This window comes from Acinetobacter sp. 'aerobic (ED)', from assembly GCF_904886855.1.
Classification (GTDB): domain Bacteria; phylum Pseudomonadota; class Gammaproteobacteria; order Pseudomonadales; family Moraxellaceae; genus Acinetobacter; species Acinetobacter courvalinii.
The window spans coordinates 297,579-314,563 of sequence record NZ_CAJHGI010000002.1 but is presented as its reverse complement, the minus strand read 5'-3'; the positions used below and the strand labels follow the sequence as shown (position 1 = coordinate 314,563).

Here is a 16,985-nt window from a genome sequence, read left to right as displayed (position 1 = left end):
CACGGAATATCAGGAGGGGCTGGGATGCAACAAGTGAAGACCACACCTTTGTATTACGGAAAGACACCCGCTCGGGGTGACTTTCTGAAGTCCAAAGGGCAATATGCGTTGATTCAGGTGCTTGATCAATGGATCACTGAAGCACTTGAACATGCCATGCGAGCGCCTGACTTCAAACAACGTTATGAGTCTTTACCAGCGCTGGATTTCTTTATCGCCAATCCTGCTGAGCCGATGTTTCTGGCAGCCAACCTGATCGCCAGCCAGGATAGCTCAGGGCGAGCATTTCCAATGGTATTAAGCCAACTGCTGGAAGTCGAACAACCTTATCAGAATCTGTTGCTGGCGCCGTATTATTACAAGTCGGTACTAGTTGATCTGTTCCAGCGTAATCGGGTACTACGCAGTATCCGTGATACCAATATCATGCTGGAAAAGCTGAATAATCTACCCAACGTGGTTCAGTTATTTACCTCGACCGAATGTAATGGTTTCTATGAAAATCATACCATGCACTCATTTGCACAATTGATGAAGATCAATGTCTATGAACTCGCACAAAGCATGATTGGTTTGGGATTGTTATTGCAGCCGATTTTAAAGAATGGTACCAGTCGCTTAAATAAGGTGTTGATCCTGCCGATCAATAACCATATGTATTGTTATGAAATTGCTGCCTTCTGGGTTGGAATGATTGGACGATTCTTAGGCATTAACAATACCGAAATCCTGATTGGCATCTTGCACCGAGAGGAGCCGATTCTATTTATTGGTTTCCAAGGCGCAGATATCATGGCATTGAGCGATATCTTTACCCAGAATATGCAGAGTGAACATTGGGTTTCATTGATTCAGGCGCAATGGATTGATGCTTATCTGGAGCAAAATGCAGGCCTTGCGACACTCGAACAGTCACTTTGTCAGCGTCAGATGAGCCTGAATCAGGGCTTAAAGCTATTCCGACAAACTTTTTTAGATGAATAAATATGAGAAATAATTTGAAATCTGTATCGGCGGGTTGGGTCTTTGCTTTAACACTCTTAGGCCAAAGTGCTGTGCTCAATGCAGCTCCGATCGTGGTGGAAGGCGTAGTGCCGAACGATGCCAGCAAACAGGCAATTCTGGTCAAGATGCAGTCGGTGTATGGCGCTGATCAAGTGGTCGATAAAATTCAGGTCCGTCCAGTGTCAGCACCAAATGGATGGAGTGATTCGGTGACGCGTGTGATTACACCTGACTTGAAAAAGGTCAAGCAGGGGCAATTGCGAGTCAGAGGAACACAGGTCGAATTAACCGGGAAAATGACAGACCCGAATGACATTCAACCGACCACCAATAATTTTCAGGCTTTAGTGCAGCAGCCTTATCGTTTTAATGCACAGCTTTCTGTGAATCAGGCAGAGCAAAAAATTATTGATGATGCATTGAAAAACCGAATTATCGAATTTGAGTCTGGGAGTGCAATCCTGACCGCGGCAGGACAACAGATTCTGGACGAAATGGCGGTTGCTTTAAACAAGGTGGGCGGCAAGAAAGTCAAAATTATTGGGCATACTGATAGTTCTGGTGATGCTACCAAGAATACGGTATTAAGCCAGCAGCGTGCTGCAGCGGTACAAAGTTATCTGGTCAGTAAAAGTATTGCTGCTGACCGTTTGAGTACTGAAGGTAAGGGCTCTAGCCAGCCTGTTGCTGATAATGCAACGGCAGACGGGCGTCGGAAAAACCGTCGAATTGAATTTGAAGTGCTTTAACAGTTTAAATACCTACATGTGAGGGATGTGATTATGGCAACACCCTATATAGTTGTTGGTTGTCCAACCACAGGCGGTGGACAGGTGATTAGTGGTAACAGTAGCTTCTTGATTGAAGGGATTCCAATTGCCTGTGTCGGTGACAAGGCCACCTGCCCAAAACATCAAACTGTTGCGACCATTGTCGCTGGCGATCCGAATATGCAGGTGATGGGCAAAGCAGCAGCACGTGTCAATGATCCCTTATCTTGTGGTTGTAAGTTATTACCGAAGCAGAACTTAGCTGTGAGAGGTTAAAACTTTTTAAAGCTCTTGGAATGAACAAAGGGCTTTAAAATTTAATCTATTTCGGCAAGGTTGCTGGTTAGAGCAATAATTTGGTCGTTGCAGCAGGCTCAACTAAACTGTGTATTTCGCATTTTACTGGACAGATCAATGCTTGATTTTTTAGATGAGCATGGCCGATGTTAAAACAATTGCCTATACTCTTATTGATGGCTTTTCTTGGAGGTTGTAAGGAAAAGCAGACCGAAAATTTTAATTATGAAGTTTCAGGTCATCAGCTTTGTGCTCTAAAAACAAGTGAGATGAGCGCTGCTAATGAGTTTGGATTGTTAGATAGTTCATTTAAGTATAAAGAAAATGTTTTTGATGAAAAATTATCGATTGATATATATGAAGAAAGTTTAAAAAAATTATCGAATAAACAAAGTAAGTATATTTTCTGTATTGATACTTCAAGCATAAAAGCAGGTACTCTGGAGACACAGATAAGATTGGAAATTAAAAAAGGAAAGTATCTGAGGCAGTATGAATTTATAAATTATTCATGCCTGTCGGGTCGTCATTCTAAGCTGAATCTATCAAAAAATGAAATCATTAAATGTAATGAAGGTGATTGGGGAAATGATAGATGATAGATGATAGATGATAGATGATAGATGATAGATGATAGATGATAGATGATAGATGATAGATTTTAATTATCTTTTAGATTTTGAATATGAATAACTATAAATTATTTGTTTTTATTACTTTTTTTTGTGGTTGCTTAACAGGATGTAATCTAAAAAGTAAGGATCTTGAGGTGAAAATTAATCAGGATCATTTATGTGTATTTAAAAATAATTCTAAAACTTATTATGGTCTTGATAATACATTTCTTATTTATTTAGGGAAGATAGACTACAATAAAGATTTTAAAAGTACTTATGAAAAGCTATATACTAATGTCCCTCTACCTATAGATGAAAAAAATTGCGTTGCAATACCATTAAAAGAAATTGAACGTAATATTGCTTACGAAATTATTTTAGATACAAATAAAAGCTTTCATACAAGCATTTGTCTCATAGATGATGATAATAAGCTGGAAGTTAGATATGTTGAACCAGGAAAATCAACTTGTAATTAATTTGTTACCCATATGGTAAATAATTATTGCCGAGATTATAAAAGATGAAGTCTACATATCTAAATCTATTATTTATTTTTGGTTTTTGTGTCTTTATCACTGGATGTAATCCACAAAGTAAGGATCTTGAGGTAAAACTTATTCAAGATTATTTATGTATATTCACGAACAATCCTAAAACCCATTATGGATATGACAATAGTATTGTAGTGTCTACAGGAAAAATAGATCATACAAAAGAATTTCAAAGTAATTATGAGCAGCTTTATAAAAATGGAGTATTGCCTATAGATGAAAAAAGCTGTATCCAGATATCTGTAGATGTTTTCGAAAAAAATATTGTATATGAAATCACTTTGGAAACAAATAAAATTTATCACAGAAAAATTTGTCTGCTTGAGAGTAATGGTCGGATAGACATAAAATATATTGACTCTAGTAAAAAGAATTGTGAGTAATTATTTTAATGATATCAAACTATTTATTTGTCAAGACTTAAAATTTAAAGAGACAATTATGAGTTTTTTGAAGTTTTTTATATATTCAATTATTTTTTTATTGGCAGCTTGTACTAGGCAGACAATATACTTAGCACCAAGTGCTAAAGGCTATTTATACAATGCTGTTACAAAAGAGCCCTTACGGAATCTCGAAGGTTATGTAAGCTATGCTTCTGGAAATGATCCTTATAATTATGTAAAAACAAATAATGTTGGGAAATTTAAAACGAAACCTATTACATATACTTATCGTATAAATAAGCCTGACTATAAAAACTGGAATCAACCTTTAATTATATTTATTGAATTTCAAAATTATGAACCAGTTGTATTCCAGATTGATAAATTTGTACAAGATCAAAATGCAATTAACCCAGATAAAGAAACTACAGTTAATATAGGGAGAGTTTATCTCAATCCAAAATAAATTATTTTAACTTTTCTCTACCTACTTATTTTTTTATTATTTATTGGGTTGGTTAAATAATTTATATGCAAATAAATAATGGTTCTGTTTCTGCTCGAGATATTTTAAGGTGTCTTAAATAGAAAAGATTATTTTTTAATTGAATTGGATAAATGGGATGTAATGAAGGGATAAAGGGAAGGCCTAGTTTTGACTTCTATCAGAATGTTGATATAGGTGTTATTCATTTAGATCCAAAATATTAACCTGTTCGGCTTTATTTTGGTTAATAGTATATTAAAAAACATTTAATGATAAAATTCTATATCTTTTTCTGTCTCATTCCTAAGATAACAATTTATGTTATCTGTTCAAGATAGACAACGACGCCTATTCAATATCATTAACTTGATGTTTGAATAGGCTTTTTTTGTACAAAAAACTGCTTTTAGTACAAATCTTTCAATTGTTGATGGCGTTACAAAGAGGTGAAGGACAAAACCTAACAAAACTGGCGAAATGTTATTTTTAGTGTATCTTTATTCAGCGATATATTTTTAAAAACATATCGAAATCTGAGGACAGGATGATGACAATAACGATGAAAAAATTAGGTCTTTGCAGTGCCATTTTCGGGGCGGGATTATTGATTCAAACCCCGGCATTTGCTGCCGAATCAGTAACAGTATATGCCGCTGCCAGCTTAACCAATGCAGTCAATGAACTCGATGTAATCTATCAAAAGAAGAATAAAACCCAGATCAAGACCTCATATGCCGGTTCCTCAACTTTAGCCAAACAGATTGAAGCAGGTGCGCCAGCTGATGTATTTATCTCGGCTGATACACAGTGGATGGATTATTTACAAAACAAACAATTGCTTGCTGCAACAGATCGCATCAATTTATTGGGTAATCGTTTAGTGATGATTACGCCTAAAGATCGGCCGATTAAATTAAAAATGGATAAAAGCTTTGATCCAGGTAAGGTGATTCAGGGCAAGCTGTGTACAGGCGATACCAAAAGTGTGCCAGTCGGGAAATATGCCAAGCAGGCATTGACTTCACTGGGCTGGTGGGACAAGGTTCAATCTCGTCTAGTGGAAACCGAAAATGTCCGTGCTGCCTTAAACTTTGTAGCCCGCGGTGAATGTCAGGTCGGTATTGTCTACGCAACTGATGCTGCCATCAGCAAAGATGTAGTTGTAGCCGGTATCTTCCCTGAAAGTACCCATCCAGCGATTATTTATCCTGTGGGGCTGATCAAGAAAAATACCGAATCGATTAAATTTTATAAGTTTTTACAAAGTGGGCAGGCCAAAGCCGTATTTAAAAAATATGGGTTTAGCGTGTCGCAGTAATTGAATGATGATCCTCAGTCCCGAAGAAATTGAAGTCCTTAAGCTATCGTGTAAAGTGGCAGCCGCATGTCTGGTGTTTAGCCTCATTCCTGCAACGTTAGTAGCTTGGGTATTGGCCCGAAAAGAGTTTTGGGGAAAATCACTGTTCGAGACCTTGGTGTTCTTGCCTTTGGTTTTGCCACCTGTGGTGCCGGGCTACTTGTTACTACAATTGTTTGGTAATCGCGGATTATTCGGACAATATCTGGCACCTTTCGGTTTAGAGTTTGCCTTTAACTGGAAAGGGGCGGTATTGGCCTCGGCGGTCATGGGCTTTCCCTTGTTGGTACAATCGATTCGACTGGCGATTGAACTGGTAGATCAACGTTTGGAAATGGCCGCAAAAACCTTGGGCGCATCTTCCTTTGGGGCGTTTATGCAGGTGACATTACCGCTCGCCAGTAGTGGTATTTTGGTCGGTGCTATTTTATGTTTTTGCCGAAGTTTAGGTGAGTTTGGTGCAACCATTACCTTTGTCGGCAATATTGCTGGCGAAACCCGCACTTTACCGTTGGCAATGTATAGTTTGATGCAACAACCCGATACCGAAGCCGCGGTATGGCGATTGATTATCCTGTCTTTATCGGTGGCATTCTTTGCCTTATGGTTTGCACAGTGGTTCAATCGATATCAGAAAAATAAGCGTGGGTATTCAGCATGATTGATTGTCATATACAACTGCAACAAGGGCAATTCTCTCTGGATCAACGTTTTCAATCCGATCAGTTGGTGATTGGCTTGTTTGGGGCTTCCGGTTCGGGGAAAACCACAATATTGCATAGCATTGCCGGATTAATCCGACCGCAATCGGGTTGGATTAAAATTCAGGATCAGATCTGGTTCGATCAAGCTCAAAATATCCATCTAAGTACACAGCAGCGTCGCGTGGGCTTGGTTTTTCAGGATGCCCAACTGTTTCCGCATAAAAACGTCAAACAGAATTTACTGTTTGGTTTTAAGCATATTGCACCACAACAACGTCAGTTTGAAGTGGACTATATTGTTGAGCTACTCAAATTGGGACATTTGCTGGAACGTATGCCCATTAAGCTGTCTGGAGGCGAAAAACAGCGAGTGGCTTTGGGACGAGCATTATTATACTCGCCACAATTGCTGCTTTTAGATGAGCCGCTGTCTGCACTGGATACGGCGCATAAAGCCGAGATCATTCCTTTTTTTCAACGTGTCAAACAGGAAATCAAGATCCCGATGTTATATGTGAGTCATGATCATGCCGAGATCGAGCAGCTGAGCAAGACAATCTGGTATTTATAGATAGCGTTGTAATAAGGTGAAAAACTTTTCTACTTCCTCCTCATCCACATGATCAGCACCTTTTAATACATGTTCTTTTAAGTGTTGTTCGATCAATTGGTTCATTAAACCATTCACCGCACCTTTGACTGCAGCAACCTGCTGTAAAACCTCTATGCAAGAACTGTCAGGATTGGTGAGCGATTTCTCGACTGCTGCGAACTGTCCCTGAATCCGCTTAAGACGATTTAAAATTTTCTTATCTTGGTGTAGGTGAGACATACTTTTTTTCCTAAAAAAATATATACTAGGGGGAGTATATTGGAAGACTAAAATAAATGCAGCATAGTAACCTAGAACGACGTCATTCTCATCAGTTTGATCAAGGAAATCCTTTAGCGCAAAAAAGAATTTTAATTGCCACTCTTTTAACGGCAGTGATGATGGTGCTGGAAATTCTGGGTGGCTGGTTTTTTAATTCGATGGCTTTACTTGCCGATGGCTGGCATATGAGCTCGCATATGCTAGCCTTGGGACTGGCTTATTTTGCTTATCGTATGGCACGACATTATGCCCATGACCAACGTTTTAGTTTTGGTACCTGGAAAATTGAAATTCTGGCGGGGTATAGTAGTGCGATTTTATTGATGGTGGTCGCGTTGTTGATGGGGATTCAGTCACTGGAGCGCTTATTCAATCCGGTCACCATTCATTTTAATGAGGCGATTCCGATTGCGATTATTGGCCTGATGGTCAACCTGATTTGTGCTTGGCTATTACATGAAGGTGGTCATGATGATCACCATCACCATCACCATCACCATCACCATCACCATCACCATTCGCATAGCCAGCATCATGAAGCACATCACCATGCTCATGACCATCATGATTTAAATCAAAAAGCTGCATTTCTGCATGTAGTTGCCGATGCAGTAACCTCTGTTCTGGCCATTATTGCCTTATTTGCAGCCAAATACTTCGGCTGGAATTTTCTGGATGCTTTGCTCGGAATTGTGGGCGCATTGCTGGTGGCGAAATGGTCTTGGGGGCTGATGCAGGAAACCGGAAAAACCTTGCTGGACGCCGAAATGGGTCATCCTGTGGTTGAAGAAATACGGGAGGTGATTGCCGGGTTTTCACAGGTTGACATTACCGATCTGCATGTGTGGAAAGTGGGGAAAGGCAAGTTCTCGTGTATTGTCGGTCTGGAAACGACATTGACCGATCTTAATCCTGATCAGGTCAAAGCCGCGCTGGCGATTCATGAGGAAATTGTGCACGCCTCAGTCGAAATTCATCATATTTAAGATTGAGTGGCATCGAGTAGGATTTTGCGCTACCCGATGCATCTGCTTAAGCACCGATATATAGGATCAGGCCACAAAAGGCTGAGGCAAATATCACATACAACACATTGATCTGGAATTTGAATAAGGCAATCAGTGCTGCAAGGGTAATACAGGCTGCTTCATAATTAAACGGGTGGTTAAAGCCCTTTGGCCACAGCACATGATAGCTAAAGAATAAAGCCAGATTTAAAATGACTCCGACCACGGCGGCCGTAATGGCGGTGAGGGGTGCCGTGAATTTCAGTTCATTATGGGTTGATTCAATGACTGGCGCGCCTGCCAGAATAAATACAAATGAAAATAAGAAGGTAAACCATGTGACAATTACGGCGCCGAGCGCACCTGCCAAAAACAGCTGTTCAGCACCCAATACAGCATGATTGTACGCCCCTAGAAAACCCACGAATGCCACCACCATGATCAGAGGGCCGGGAGTACTTTCGCCCAGTGCCAGACCATCAATCATTTGAGTGGGACTTAGCCATGCATAATGATTGACTGCACCCTGATAGACATAGGGCAATACGGCATAAGCACCGCCGAAAGTGAGTAGGGCGGCCTTGGTAAAGAACCATGCCATCTGGGTATAAGTATGGTGCCAACCCAATCCCAAAGTTAAAAGCAACATTGGCACACACCAAAGTAATGCTGCAATGAGCAGGATTTTGACGAGATTGCGCCAGCGGAAAATGGCATGCGCTGGTGTCGGGGTATCATCATCAATCAGGGCGGCTCCATAGCTTTTATGGCTGTTTTGATGGGCTGCCTGAGCCGTAAATAAATCCGGTTTTTTCCTGCTGAGCAGATAGCCGGTCAAGGCAGCTGCTAAAACGATCAGGGGAAAAGGAACATTAAACATAAAGATGGCAATAAATGCGGCAGCGGCGATCCCCCACATAAACGGATTTTTAAGTGAGCGACTGCCAATACGATAAGTCGCATGAAACACAATCGCCGTGACTGCAGGTTTAATGCCATAAAATAGTCCTGCAATGATCGGTACATCACCAAACTGTACATAAATCCAGGACAGAGCAATCAGGATAAACAGTGAGGGAAGTACAAACAGAATCCCTGCCACCAGCCCGCCCGCTGTTCGATGCATGAGCCAGCCAATATAGGTGGCCAGCTGTTGTGCCTCGGGACCGGGCAGGAGCATGCAATAATTCAATGCATGTAAGAATCTTTTTTCAGAGATCCAGCGTTTATTTTCGACCAGTTCCTGATGCATCACTGCAATCTGGCCTGCCGGTCCGCCAAAACTGATAAACCCCAGTTTCAGCCAGAACAGCAAGGCTTGCCAAAAGGGTACAGCGGCGATGGGCTGATCGAGCTCATTGATTTGTTTTTGTTGCATGATCATTCTCGAGAAAAATTGGCATAGAGGCCGTCAAAGACATAATTAGAGAGTTCAAGTAACTGATCATCATCCATAATTTTAGTTCTTAAGCCCTGGATCACTTTTTCAATTCCGATTGCTTCGGGTGGTTCCACACCACCAAAATCAAGAAAATGCACAATTTCCGCAATCTGCTTTAAAGCAGACTGTTGATGCAGAGCAAAGCTGTGCAATAAGGTTTCAAACGTGACCCAATGATCGATATGACTAAAGCGGGCGCCATCAAAATCAAATCCCAGGGCAGTGGCTGGACAATCGTTTGGTGTGTCTAACCAGATGAAGGTTGCCTCAGGGTCAATAAAATTCTGGATGAGCCAGGCGGATGCTAAACGATCAATCCATGGGCGTTTTCTGGTGGCCCAAACCTTATTTTGAAAGTCCTGTTTGCTTAGTATTTGAATATCGCCATATAGGGCATGCGGTTCATCGGTTTCACCGCAACGTAAAATGCTCTGTTCAACTGCATTCAGTTCCCGAACCGTTTGCTGCTGTGCTTCGGTTGGGAAATAGTCAATTTCAATTAATGCATCGAGCTGCTTGCGTAGCTTGCGGATCTGTTTTAGCAGTTCTTTTTTATCGGTCTGGTTCAGCGCCTGTCTTAGCTGGCTGAGCTGCTGATAGAGCGCTTCATAGTCTTCTTTCCGGTTAAATAGCTGTACGAGATCCAGATGTTCTGATGCAATGGTTTGAAATAGATAGGCACTGCCATGTTCTGCAATTAGATTTTCGGCAATCGCATCAAACTTTTCTGAATGTTCTACAGGCAGAATATATACCCCATCTCTTAGTGTAGCTGCACCGCAGGCTTTGAGTGATCGCCATACCCGCATCCGTGTTGTGGTGTTCTGGGTGGGGAGAGAGGAAATGAGTAAGGTTATTTTCATGTAATATACTCAACTTATTTGTTAAATATATTACACTTAAATTTTAGTTTATAAATCTAAAAAATTCATATCCTTTTAGGGTTTATATATAAGTTATTTGAATGTTTTATGACAGATTCAAGGCTTTTAAAAATGCCCAAGGAAATATACCTTGGTCATGTCCATCATCAAAACAGATTTGAATGCCGTAACCCTGTGAGTAGATTGCAGAGATGGCGACATGCTCTGGATATTGAATTTCTTGCTGACGTAGGCGTTTGGCTCGACAAAACCCGCAAGGACAACTGGCTCTCAGTTGGGCATGGCTAAAATCCTTTTCTGTGCCATCCTGCCAAGACAGCAATAGGCGTTGCTGCTCGGTATCGACTGTAAGCTGATCAGGTTCAAGCGACATACTGTTTCTCCTGAATCAGCGCCAGCCCGATACGAATCGATTTGCGTACTTCCGGGTCTGGGTCTTCGGCATGCTGCAATAAAATATGCTGGGCGTGTTCTCCACCAATTTCTCCTAAGGCAATCGCCACTTCTTTGCGCAAGTTACTGATGTCATGCTGGAAATTTTCCTGAAGCTTGGCAATCGCAGCTTTGGACTGAAGTAAGCCTAAACTGCGGGCCACCGCAATCCGCACTTGCCAGTAAGCATCATCCAGCTGTTGCAACAGTGGTTGTTCTAGTTCAACGGCTTTAAGTTTGCCAATGCTCAAGGCCGCTTCGACCCGGAGTTGCCATGCTTCGGCAGTCAGGGAGCTGTGTAAGGCCGATAAAATTTCGGATGTTAAAACTTGACTGGCTGCCAAACCGCCTGTGGCGATACGACGGATTTCAGTTTCAACATCAAACTGGGCAATCTGTGCCAGTGCAGACAGTCCTTCCGGTTTTTGCAGCCAGCTTAAGCTGCTGACAGCTTCCTTACGTACCAAAGGATTGGCATGTTGTAGCTGTTGCAAAATATCATCAAACAGCTGCTCAGCACGTAATTCCCTGATGGCCCTTAGTACTGAAGCAAGCACAAAGTCATCTTGATGCTTTAAATAACTTGCCAAATGTCCAGCCGATGCGGAGTGTTTAATTTCACTTAAGCTTTGCGCGGCTGCAACACGCACATTTTCATGTGGATCGCTTAAGGCTTGAGCCAAGGTATTTAAAGACGTCGCATCCTCCCAGCCCTCTAAACGGGTGGCTGCCAACTCACGAACCTTGCTGGCAGGATCATGTAACACTGCGTGCTGTAACCAAGCCAATAATTCTGTTTGTTCCTCATCGGCAATATTCATCAGTGCGACAAAGCGGATATTTTCATCGTCCTGATTCAGTTGAAGGAGATAATCGGCATAATCTGCATCAATATCGGTCAGGATTGGGTAATTTAAACTCATCTTTTATGCTTCCTAAACAGCGGCTTTCTGATTTAAACCGAGTGGATTTAACCGGCTCAGCTCAGTTTGGGTGGCCTGTTTTAATACTTGTATGCAATGTTTTTTTATTTGGGTAAATTCGGTCGAAGTCACCAGATCAACATGTCTTGGGCGAGGGAAATCCAGTTTGATTTCTTCGATAATACGTCCCGGACGATGACTCATGATCAGGACCCGATCCGCCAGAAACAAGGCCTCATCAATATCGTGGGTAATGAACAGCACCGAGGTCTGAATGCTTTGCCAGATTTCAAGTAGCAGTTCCTGCATCTTTAAACGGGTTTGCGCATCCAGCGCGCCAAAGGGTTCATCCATCAGCAAGACACGCGGTTGATTAATCAGCACCCGTGCAATTTCAACCCGCTGTTGCATGCCACCGGATAACTCGGCAGGATATTGATGTTCAAAACCTTTTAAGCCGACCAGTTCAATCATTTGTGCTGCCTGTTCCTGTCTTTGGGCTCTGGAAATGCCTTTCATTTTCAAGCCAAAGCAGACATTGTCCAGTACACTTTTCCAAGGGAACAGGGTGTGCTGCTGGAATACCAGACCGCGATCGGAAGAGGGTTTTTCAATGGTTTTTTGATCGAGTAACATGCTGCCCGAGCTAATCGGTAAATGACCTGCCAGTGCACCCAGTAGCGTTGATTTACCACAACCCGAAGGACCCAGTAAACAGACAAATTCACCTGCCTGAACGTCAAAAGAGACCTGATCCAGTGCCTGAAAGCGTTGTTTATCCTGACCCAGATGCAGGTTGATATTGTTTAAATGAATATGACCGTACTGACGCATGTTATGCCTTCCTTAACTGATACCAAGGGGTAAGTTTTTTACCGAGATAGCGCAGAAAAGCACTGCTGAACATGCCTAATGCGCCAATCAACAGCATGCCGACAATAATGTCTGCGTAGTTTTGCAAGGTGAAGGATTCCCAGGTGAAATAGCCAATGCCAAGCTGACCAGAGATCATTTCAGCCGTGACCAGACAGAACCAGCAGGTACCCATCCCAATTGCGAGACCTGTGGTGATACTCGGTAAGGAACCCGGAATAATCACTTCTCGCAAAATGGCAAACTGACCCGCCCCCAGACTTTTGGCAGAAGCAATCAGACGTTGATCCACGCCTTCAACACCATGAATAGTATTGAGCAGGACTGGAAATAACGCACCTAAAAAGGTAATAAAAATCATCGAGGCTTCTGATGAGGGAAACATCAGAATCGCCAAGGGAATCCATGCAACGGCCGGAATCGGACGCAAGATTTCTAAGGGTGGCATCAACAGGGCCGCCAAGGTTTTGGAATAACCAATCAATAATCCTAAAATGACACCGACCACGGATGCGAGTAAGAAGCCAATCAGCACTCGAGTAATACTGGCTTTGACATGTGCAAGGGCTGTATCCAGTTCGGCAAAAGCAACTAAAGACTGAATCACTTCTCGTGGCGAAGGCACATTGGCAAAATTGATTAGCCCTAAATTCAAATGATGCTGTGAAGCCAGTTGCCAAAATACCAGACTGAACACCAGTGACAAGGCACCTAAGCTGTATGAAATGATACGACTTTTTGAAAATATCAGCACAGGGCGGATTGCCTTAGACTGAATCGGTTGGGTATCCGCTAAACTATTCATATTGTTTTCTCCTGAATCTCAAAATCCCCCTAAGTCCCCCTTTAAAAGGGGGACTTTTCACGAGTCTAAAGACTGACTAAGATTCGTGAGGCTCCTCCCTTTCTAAAGGGAGGTTGGGAGGGATTTGATCACTTCACCAACTTTTGAGCATGATTAAAGTCATAAACTTTGCCGCCATGTGCTTTGGCCCAATTGTTGGCATCTCCACGCAGTAAGAAGGCACTGATCTGACCGTTTTTATCGGTGGCATACCATGCCAGATTCGCCAGTAATTTGATTTTTAAATTACGGTCCTGGTTGTACACCACACGGATGTTTTTACCGCTCTGCTTTAATTTATTTAAATCTGCAAAGGCAGTTTCAGGTGTGGCATAACTACGCACTTGGGCTTCGCCTTTCACCCAAATTTGTGTAACGCGATCAAAACTTTGAATCGGTTTTTGCGTCAGGGCATCTTTGGCAACGAGAGGGGATTGAGCGTAATTTTTGAGTTGTTGCACGTAATTCAGGCCCGCACTTTGAAAGGCTTTTTTAATGTATTGCTCATCAATGAATTGATTGACATTAAGATCAACATCATCACGTCCCAGATATTTCAAGGTGTCAACTGCGGTTTGCGTGGCGCGTTTATATTCAGATTTCCAGGTCAGGTCACGGGTTTGTACGCCGAGAGGTCCATGAAATAAATACACTACTTCGGCAGGGATGCCGGTTTTAGCTGCAATCAGTTCACTGTATTTTTCCGGTTGTTTACGGATTAACTGATCGGCTTCAATGGTCGCGCGTAAATAGGCCTGAATAATTTCCGGATATTGCTGGGCATAGGATTTACTGGCTAAAGAACCATGAAAGGTTGGGGTCTTGGCCTGTGCGCCGTCATAAATTTTGCGGGCAAAACCTTGGTAGGGAAATAATTCTGCAAAAGGGACGAAGTCGGCATGGGCATCAACCTTATTGCTTTTCAGGGCTGGGCCTGCGACTTCAGGCGCTTGAGCAATAATTTTGACATCCTTTTTCGGGTCCCAACCTTGTGCAGCAATGGCACGCAGTAATAGACCATGTGCAGTTGAAGCAAAAGGGACCGAAATGGTTTTGCCTTTGAGTTCCTGAATCGAAGTGATTTCCGAATCCACAGGAACCACAATGCCGTTACCACTTCCCGTGGTACTGCCAGAAAGCACGCTCAGGAAAATACTTTCTTTACCTGTCTTTTTAAACGCGACATTGTTATTCACCGCGGGGAAGTCTGCCATGGCGCCAATATCCAGACGACCAGCCACCATTTCGCTGGTTAATGGTGCTCCAGAAGTAAAATTTTTCCAGACAATATCGTATTTGGCATCTTTGTATTTACCTGTTTTTGGCAAATATTTGGGTAGTAGATTTAACTCGCGAATCAGCAAGCCGCCTGTGGCACAGTTAATGGTGGTATCTTGGGTACCAATGGCGATGCGGATATTTTCTGCATGTGTCGGGCTAAAGATCAGCAATAAACTACTGCTCAGAATCAGGCTTTGGGCCAAGTGGTTAAGTCTCATGTTGTCCCCTCATTTAAGTAAATATGGAATGTTGACCTGAATGGCATCGGTCGGGCAGTCTTTCTCGCATGGCATGCAATACCAACATTCATCAAACTGCATATAAGCTTTGTTACTTTCTGGATGAATCGCCAATAAGTCCATTGGGCAAACATCAACACAGACGGTGCAGCCTTTGTCGGCAATACATTTGTCTTCATCCACCAACACAGGTGCAGCAGTGCGGTGGGCAATTTCTTTAAAAATAAAAGCCATGTGATGTTCCTTATTCGACTGTTTCAGCGACTAATTTTTTATTGATACGTAGCAGGTTGTAGGAGTTGGCTTCATCTTGTTCGATCGGGATCAGATAGGGCTCAACTGCTTTTTTGAAGCTGATCATATTGCCGTGCTGATCCTTTTTAAGATGGGCATGACAGAACCAGTCCTGATCATTTTTTTCAGGGCAATCTGCACGGTAGTGATACAGCCCCCAACGGCTTTCTTCACGGAACAGCGAAGCCCGTGCGGCCATTTCGGCACAGTCACGAATCACAGCGACTTCGGCTGCGCGCATTAGCTCATGGGGATGGCTGGCATTGATCTGGGCGATATCGGTTTTGATTTCTTCAAAGCGTTTCAGCGCAATCTCAATTTTCTGTCGGGTTTTCGGTGGCTGTAAGTAGTCGTTGACCATGCGACGCAACTTGTATTCCACTTGCTCCGGTGATAGCCCTTCTGGACGGTGTAAAGGCGTAAAAATACGGGCTTTTTCAGCTTCAATTTCCTGCGCATTCAATTCTGAACTGGCTTGTGCTACGACATATTCAGCGGCATTGACCCCAGCAAACCAGCCATAGGTAAAGGCACCGAGCATATAGTTATGTGGAACGGCTGCCATATCACCTGCGCTATATAGACCTTTGACCGTGGTCTCGGCTTTTTCATTAACCCATACGCCGGAAGCACTGTGTCCACTACAGAAACCAATTTCTGAAATCTGCATTTCCACCATATCTTGTCGGTAATCAGTGCCACGTCCTTCATGGAAACGTCCACGACTTGGGCGTTCATTGCTATGTAGAATTTCTTCAATGGTTTGAATGGTTTCTTCGGCCAGATGATCCATTTTCAGGAACACTGGGCCATTGCCACTTTGCAGTTCCTGATAAAATTCCCACATCATTTGGCCTGACCAGTAGTCACATTCAATAAAGCGTTCACCTTTGCTGTTGGCGGTATATCCCCCCAAAGGACCGGTCACATAGGCACAGGCAGGGCCGTTGTAATCTTTAATCAATGGATTGATCTGGAAGCATTCCAGATTGGAGAGTTCAGCCCCTGCATGGTAAGCCATGGCATAGCCATCGCCCGCATTGGTCGGGTTCTCATAGGTTCCCATCAGATAGCCAGATGCAGGTAAGCCTAACCGTCCAGCAGCCCCACAACATAAAATCGCAGCCTTGGTCTTGATCACATAGAAATCACCCGTACGACAATCAAAACCGAGTACACCGTTGATGGCGCCCTCAGCATTTTTCAGCAGGCGGGTGGTGACAATACGGTTATTGATCTTGACCTGAGCACGTTTCAGTTGGCGATACAGGACTTTTTTAATGTCATGGCCTTCAGGCATCGGCAGTACATAAGCGCCCATGTGATGGACTTTTTTGACCGCGTATTCACCTGTTTCATCTTTTTCAAATTTCACCCCCCATTGATCCAGTTGCTGAATGGTGGTGAAACTGTGTTTGGCATAGGCATAGACGGTGGCTTGATTGACAATGCCATCATTGGCAATGGTAATTTCCTTGGTATATTGCTCAGGCGTGGCATAGCCTGGAATAACGGCATTATTCAGGCCGTCCATGCCCATTGAAATTGCGCCACTGCGTTTCACATTGGCTTTTTCAATCAGTAAAACTTTCAGGTTGGGGTTGGCTGTTTTGGCTTTGATGGCTGCCATTGGGCCAGCCGTCCCCCCACCGATGACGACAATGTCATAGTCCAGTGTAATCGTATTCATGTTGTGCCTTTTTGAGTGCGTTTTAA

21 protein-coding genes are annotated in these 16,985 nt (G+C 42.9%); 11 read left to right on the top strand and 10 right to left on the bottom strand.

The features are described 5' to 3' along the window. The first annotated feature begins 24 nt into the window (after positions 1-24). The 10 genes from tagF (at position 25) to JO943_RS04970 (ending at position 6,748) form a co-directional block, all read left to right on the top strand. Positions 25-984 (top strand): type VI secretion system-associated protein TagF, encoded by a 960-nt coding sequence (gene tagF / locus JO943_RS05015; RefSeq protein ID WP_009514829.1) that lies wholly within the window; start codon positions 25-27, stop codon positions 982-984. Positions 985-986: 2 nt separating this feature from the next. After that, entirely contained in the window at positions 987-1,754 is a 768-nt protein-coding gene (locus tag JO943_RS05010; protein WP_005229269.1) for an OmpA family protein, read from the top strand. A gap of 33 nt (positions 1,755-1,787) precedes the next feature. Continuing rightward, positions 1,788-2,051: a PAAR domain-containing protein gene (locus tag JO943_RS05005; RefSeq protein ID WP_005229270.1), complete on the top strand. Its 264-nt coding sequence runs from the start codon at positions 1,788-1,790 to the stop codon at positions 2,049-2,051. A 167-nt stretch (positions 2,052-2,218) separates the two neighbouring features. Beyond that, positions 2,219-2,671, top strand: coding sequence for a hypothetical protein (locus JO943_RS05000; RefSeq protein ID WP_005284363.1), 453 nt, complete (start codon positions 2,219-2,221; stop codon positions 2,669-2,671). 86 nt (positions 2,672-2,757) lie between these two features. Beyond that, complete coding sequence (locus JO943_RS04995) at positions 2,758-3,168, top strand: NF045616 family extracytoplasmic (lipo)protein (protein WP_005284366.1); 411 nt, start codon at positions 2,758-2,760, stop codon at positions 3,166-3,168. Between the two features lie 44 nt (positions 3,169-3,212). After that, a complete protein-coding gene (locus tag JO943_RS04990; protein WP_202740146.1) occupies positions 3,213-3,626 on the top strand; it encodes an NF045616 family extracytoplasmic (lipo)protein in 414 nt (137 codons plus the stop codon). 58 nt (positions 3,627-3,684) lie between these two features. Then, complete coding sequence (locus tag JO943_RS04985; protein ID WP_202740145.1) at positions 3,685-4,095, top strand: hypothetical protein; 411 nt, start codon at positions 3,685-3,687, stop codon at positions 4,093-4,095. Positions 4,096-4,663: 568 nt separating this feature from the next. Then, on the top strand, positions 4,664-5,434 hold the full coding sequence (gene modA, locus JO943_RS04980) for a molybdate ABC transporter substrate-binding protein (RefSeq protein WP_413814525.1): 771 nt from the start codon (positions 4,664-4,666) through the stop codon (positions 5,432-5,434). 4 nt (positions 5,435-5,438) lie between these two features. Continuing rightward, the gene (gene modB, locus JO943_RS04975; protein ID WP_202740143.1) at positions 5,439-6,134 is read left to right on the top strand and encodes a molybdate ABC transporter permease subunit; all 696 of its coding nucleotides are present in this window, start codon (positions 5,439-5,441) and stop codon (positions 6,132-6,134) included. Next, positions 6,131-6,748 carry an ATP-binding cassette domain-containing protein gene (locus JO943_RS04970; RefSeq protein ID WP_032867589.1) on the top strand — a complete coding sequence of 206 codons (618 nt, stop codon included), beginning with the start codon at positions 6,131-6,133 and terminating at the stop codon, positions 6,746-6,748. The genes modB and JO943_RS04970 overlap by 4 nt, the downstream gene beginning before the upstream one ends. On the opposite strand, the gene JO943_RS04965 is transcribed toward JO943_RS04970, so the two are convergent. After that, positions 6,743-7,009: a metal/formaldehyde-sensitive transcriptional repressor gene (locus tag JO943_RS04965; RefSeq protein WP_005229281.1), complete on the bottom strand. Its 267-nt coding sequence runs from the start codon at positions 7,007-7,009 to the stop codon at positions 6,743-6,745. The genes JO943_RS04970 and JO943_RS04965 overlap by 6 nt on opposite strands. Before the next feature lie 56 nt (positions 7,010-7,065). Here JO943_RS04965 and dmeF point away from each other — a divergent pair, with 56 nt between their 5' ends. After that, positions 7,066-8,037 (top strand): CDF family Co(II)/Ni(II) efflux transporter DmeF, encoded by a 972-nt coding sequence (gene dmeF, locus JO943_RS04960; RefSeq protein ID WP_032871895.1) that lies wholly within the window; start codon positions 7,066-7,068, stop codon positions 8,035-8,037. A gap of 46 nt (positions 8,038-8,083) precedes the next feature. Here dmeF and chrA read toward each other — a convergent pair whose 3' ends face one another. From chrA to JO943_RS04915, 9 genes are all read right to left on the bottom strand, one after another. Then, positions 8,084-9,436 (bottom strand): chromate efflux transporter, encoded by a 1,353-nt coding sequence (gene chrA, locus JO943_RS04955; RefSeq protein ID WP_202740142.1) that lies wholly within the window; start codon positions 9,434-9,436, stop codon positions 8,084-8,086. Positions 9,437-9,438: 2 nt separating this feature from the next. Next, complete coding sequence (locus JO943_RS04950; protein WP_202740141.1) at positions 9,439-10,362, bottom strand: chromate resistance protein ChrB domain-containing protein; 924 nt, start codon at positions 10,360-10,362, stop codon at positions 9,439-9,441. A 106-nt stretch (positions 10,363-10,468) separates the two neighbouring features. After that, positions 10,469-10,756 carry a DUF971 domain-containing protein gene (locus JO943_RS04945; protein WP_202740140.1) on the bottom strand — a complete coding sequence of 96 codons (288 nt, stop codon included), beginning with the start codon at positions 10,754-10,756 and terminating at the stop codon, positions 10,469-10,471. Continuing rightward, the gene (locus tag JO943_RS04940; protein WP_202740139.1) at positions 10,746-11,738 is read right to left on the bottom strand and encodes a HEAT repeat domain-containing protein; all 993 of its coding nucleotides are present in this window, start codon (positions 11,736-11,738) and stop codon (positions 10,746-10,748) included. Before JO943_RS04940 ends, JO943_RS04945 begins: the two co-directional genes overlap by 11 nt. 12 nt (positions 11,739-11,750) lie before the next feature. After that, positions 11,751-12,572 (bottom strand): ABC transporter ATP-binding protein, encoded by an 822-nt coding sequence (locus JO943_RS04935; RefSeq protein ID WP_202740138.1) that lies wholly within the window; start codon positions 12,570-12,572, stop codon positions 11,751-11,753. A gap of 1 nt (position 12,573) precedes the next feature. Next, positions 12,574-13,416, bottom strand: a complete 843-nt coding sequence (locus tag JO943_RS04930; RefSeq protein ID WP_202740137.1) for an ABC transporter permease — start codon at positions 13,414-13,416, stop codon at positions 12,574-12,576. Positions 13,417-13,544: 128 nt separating this feature from the next. Beyond that, entirely contained in the window at positions 13,545-14,954 is a 1,410-nt protein-coding gene (locus JO943_RS04925; RefSeq protein WP_202740136.1) for an ABC transporter substrate-binding protein, read from the bottom strand. A gap of 9 nt (positions 14,955-14,963) precedes the next feature. After that, entirely contained in the window at positions 14,964-15,209 is a 246-nt protein-coding gene (locus JO943_RS04920) for a ferredoxin family protein (RefSeq protein ID WP_005229296.1), read from the bottom strand. A 10-nt stretch (positions 15,210-15,219) separates the two neighbouring features. Next, positions 15,220-16,959: a fumarate reductase/succinate dehydrogenase flavoprotein subunit gene (locus JO943_RS04915; RefSeq protein ID WP_202740135.1), complete on the bottom strand. Its 1,740-nt coding sequence runs from the start codon at positions 16,957-16,959 to the stop codon at positions 15,220-15,222. Positions 16,960-16,985: the final 26 nt, after the last annotated feature.

What these genes read in the sequence shown, in the direction of transcription:
- dmeF (WP_032871895.1), top strand. Translation starts at nt 7,066, where the DNA reads ATGCAGCATAGTAACCTAGAACGACGTCATTCTCATCAGTTTGATCAA.
- JO943_RS05005 (WP_005229270.1), top strand. Translation starts at nt 1,788, where the DNA reads ATGGCAACACCCTATATAGTTGTTGGTTGTCCAACCACAGGCGGTGGA.
- JO943_RS04935 (WP_202740138.1), bottom strand. Translation starts at nt 12,572, where the DNA reads ATGCGTCAGTACGGTCATATTCATTTAAACAATATCAACCTGCATCTG.
- chrA (WP_202740142.1), bottom strand. Translation starts at nt 9,436, where the DNA reads ATGCAACAAAAACAAATCAATGAGCTCGATCAGCCCATCGCCGCTGTA.
- JO943_RS04940 (WP_202740139.1), bottom strand. Translation starts at nt 11,738, where the DNA reads ATGAGTTTAAATTACCCAATCCTGACCGATATTGATGCAGATTATGCC.
- JO943_RS04915 (WP_202740135.1), bottom strand. Translation starts at nt 16,959, where the DNA reads ATGAATACGATTACACTGGACTATGACATTGTCGTCATCGGTGGGGGG.
- modB (WP_202740143.1), top strand. Translation starts at nt 5,439, where the DNA reads ATGATGATCCTCAGTCCCGAAGAAATTGAAGTCCTTAAGCTATCGTGT.
- JO943_RS04990 (WP_202740146.1), top strand. Translation starts at nt 3,213, where the DNA reads ATGAAGTCTACATATCTAAATCTATTATTTATTTTTGGTTTTTGTGTC.
- JO943_RS04965 (WP_005229281.1), bottom strand. Translation starts at nt 7,009, where the DNA reads ATGTCTCACCTACACCAAGATAAGAAAATTTTAAATCGTCTTAAGCGG.
- JO943_RS04925 (WP_202740136.1), bottom strand. Translation starts at nt 14,954, where the DNA reads ATGAGACTTAACCACTTGGCCCAAAGCCTGATTCTGAGCAGTAGTTTA.
- JO943_RS04970 (WP_032867589.1), top strand. Translation starts at nt 6,131, where the DNA reads ATGATTGATTGTCATATACAACTGCAACAAGGGCAATTCTCTCTGGAT.
- JO943_RS04945 (WP_202740140.1), bottom strand. Translation starts at nt 10,756, where the DNA reads ATGTCGCTTGAACCTGATCAGCTTACAGTCGATACCGAGCAGCAACGC.
- JO943_RS04920 (WP_005229296.1), bottom strand. Translation starts at nt 15,209, where the DNA reads ATGGCTTTTATTTTTAAAGAAATTGCCCACCGCACTGCTGCACCTGTG.
- JO943_RS04930 (WP_202740137.1), bottom strand. Translation starts at nt 13,416, where the DNA reads ATGAATAGTTTAGCGGATACCCAACCGATTCAGTCTAAGGCAATCCGC.
- JO943_RS04985 (WP_202740145.1), top strand. Translation starts at nt 3,685, where the DNA reads ATGAGTTTTTTGAAGTTTTTTATATATTCAATTATTTTTTTATTGGCA.
- modA (WP_413814525.1), top strand. Translation starts at nt 4,664, where the DNA reads ATGACAATAACGATGAAAAAATTAGGTCTTTGCAGTGCCATTTTCGGG.
- JO943_RS05000 (WP_005284363.1), top strand. Translation starts at nt 2,219, where the DNA reads ATGTTAAAACAATTGCCTATACTCTTATTGATGGCTTTTCTTGGAGGT.
- JO943_RS04995 (WP_005284366.1), top strand. Translation starts at nt 2,758, where the DNA reads ATGAATAACTATAAATTATTTGTTTTTATTACTTTTTTTTGTGGTTGC.
- JO943_RS05010 (WP_005229269.1), top strand. Translation starts at nt 987, where the DNA reads ATGAGAAATAATTTGAAATCTGTATCGGCGGGTTGGGTCTTTGCTTTA.
- JO943_RS04950 (WP_202740141.1), bottom strand. Translation starts at nt 10,362, where the DNA reads ATGAAAATAACCTTACTCATTTCCTCTCTCCCCACCCAGAACACCACA.
- tagF (WP_009514829.1), top strand. Translation starts at nt 25, where the DNA reads ATGCAACAAGTGAAGACCACACCTTTGTATTACGGAAAGACACCCGCT.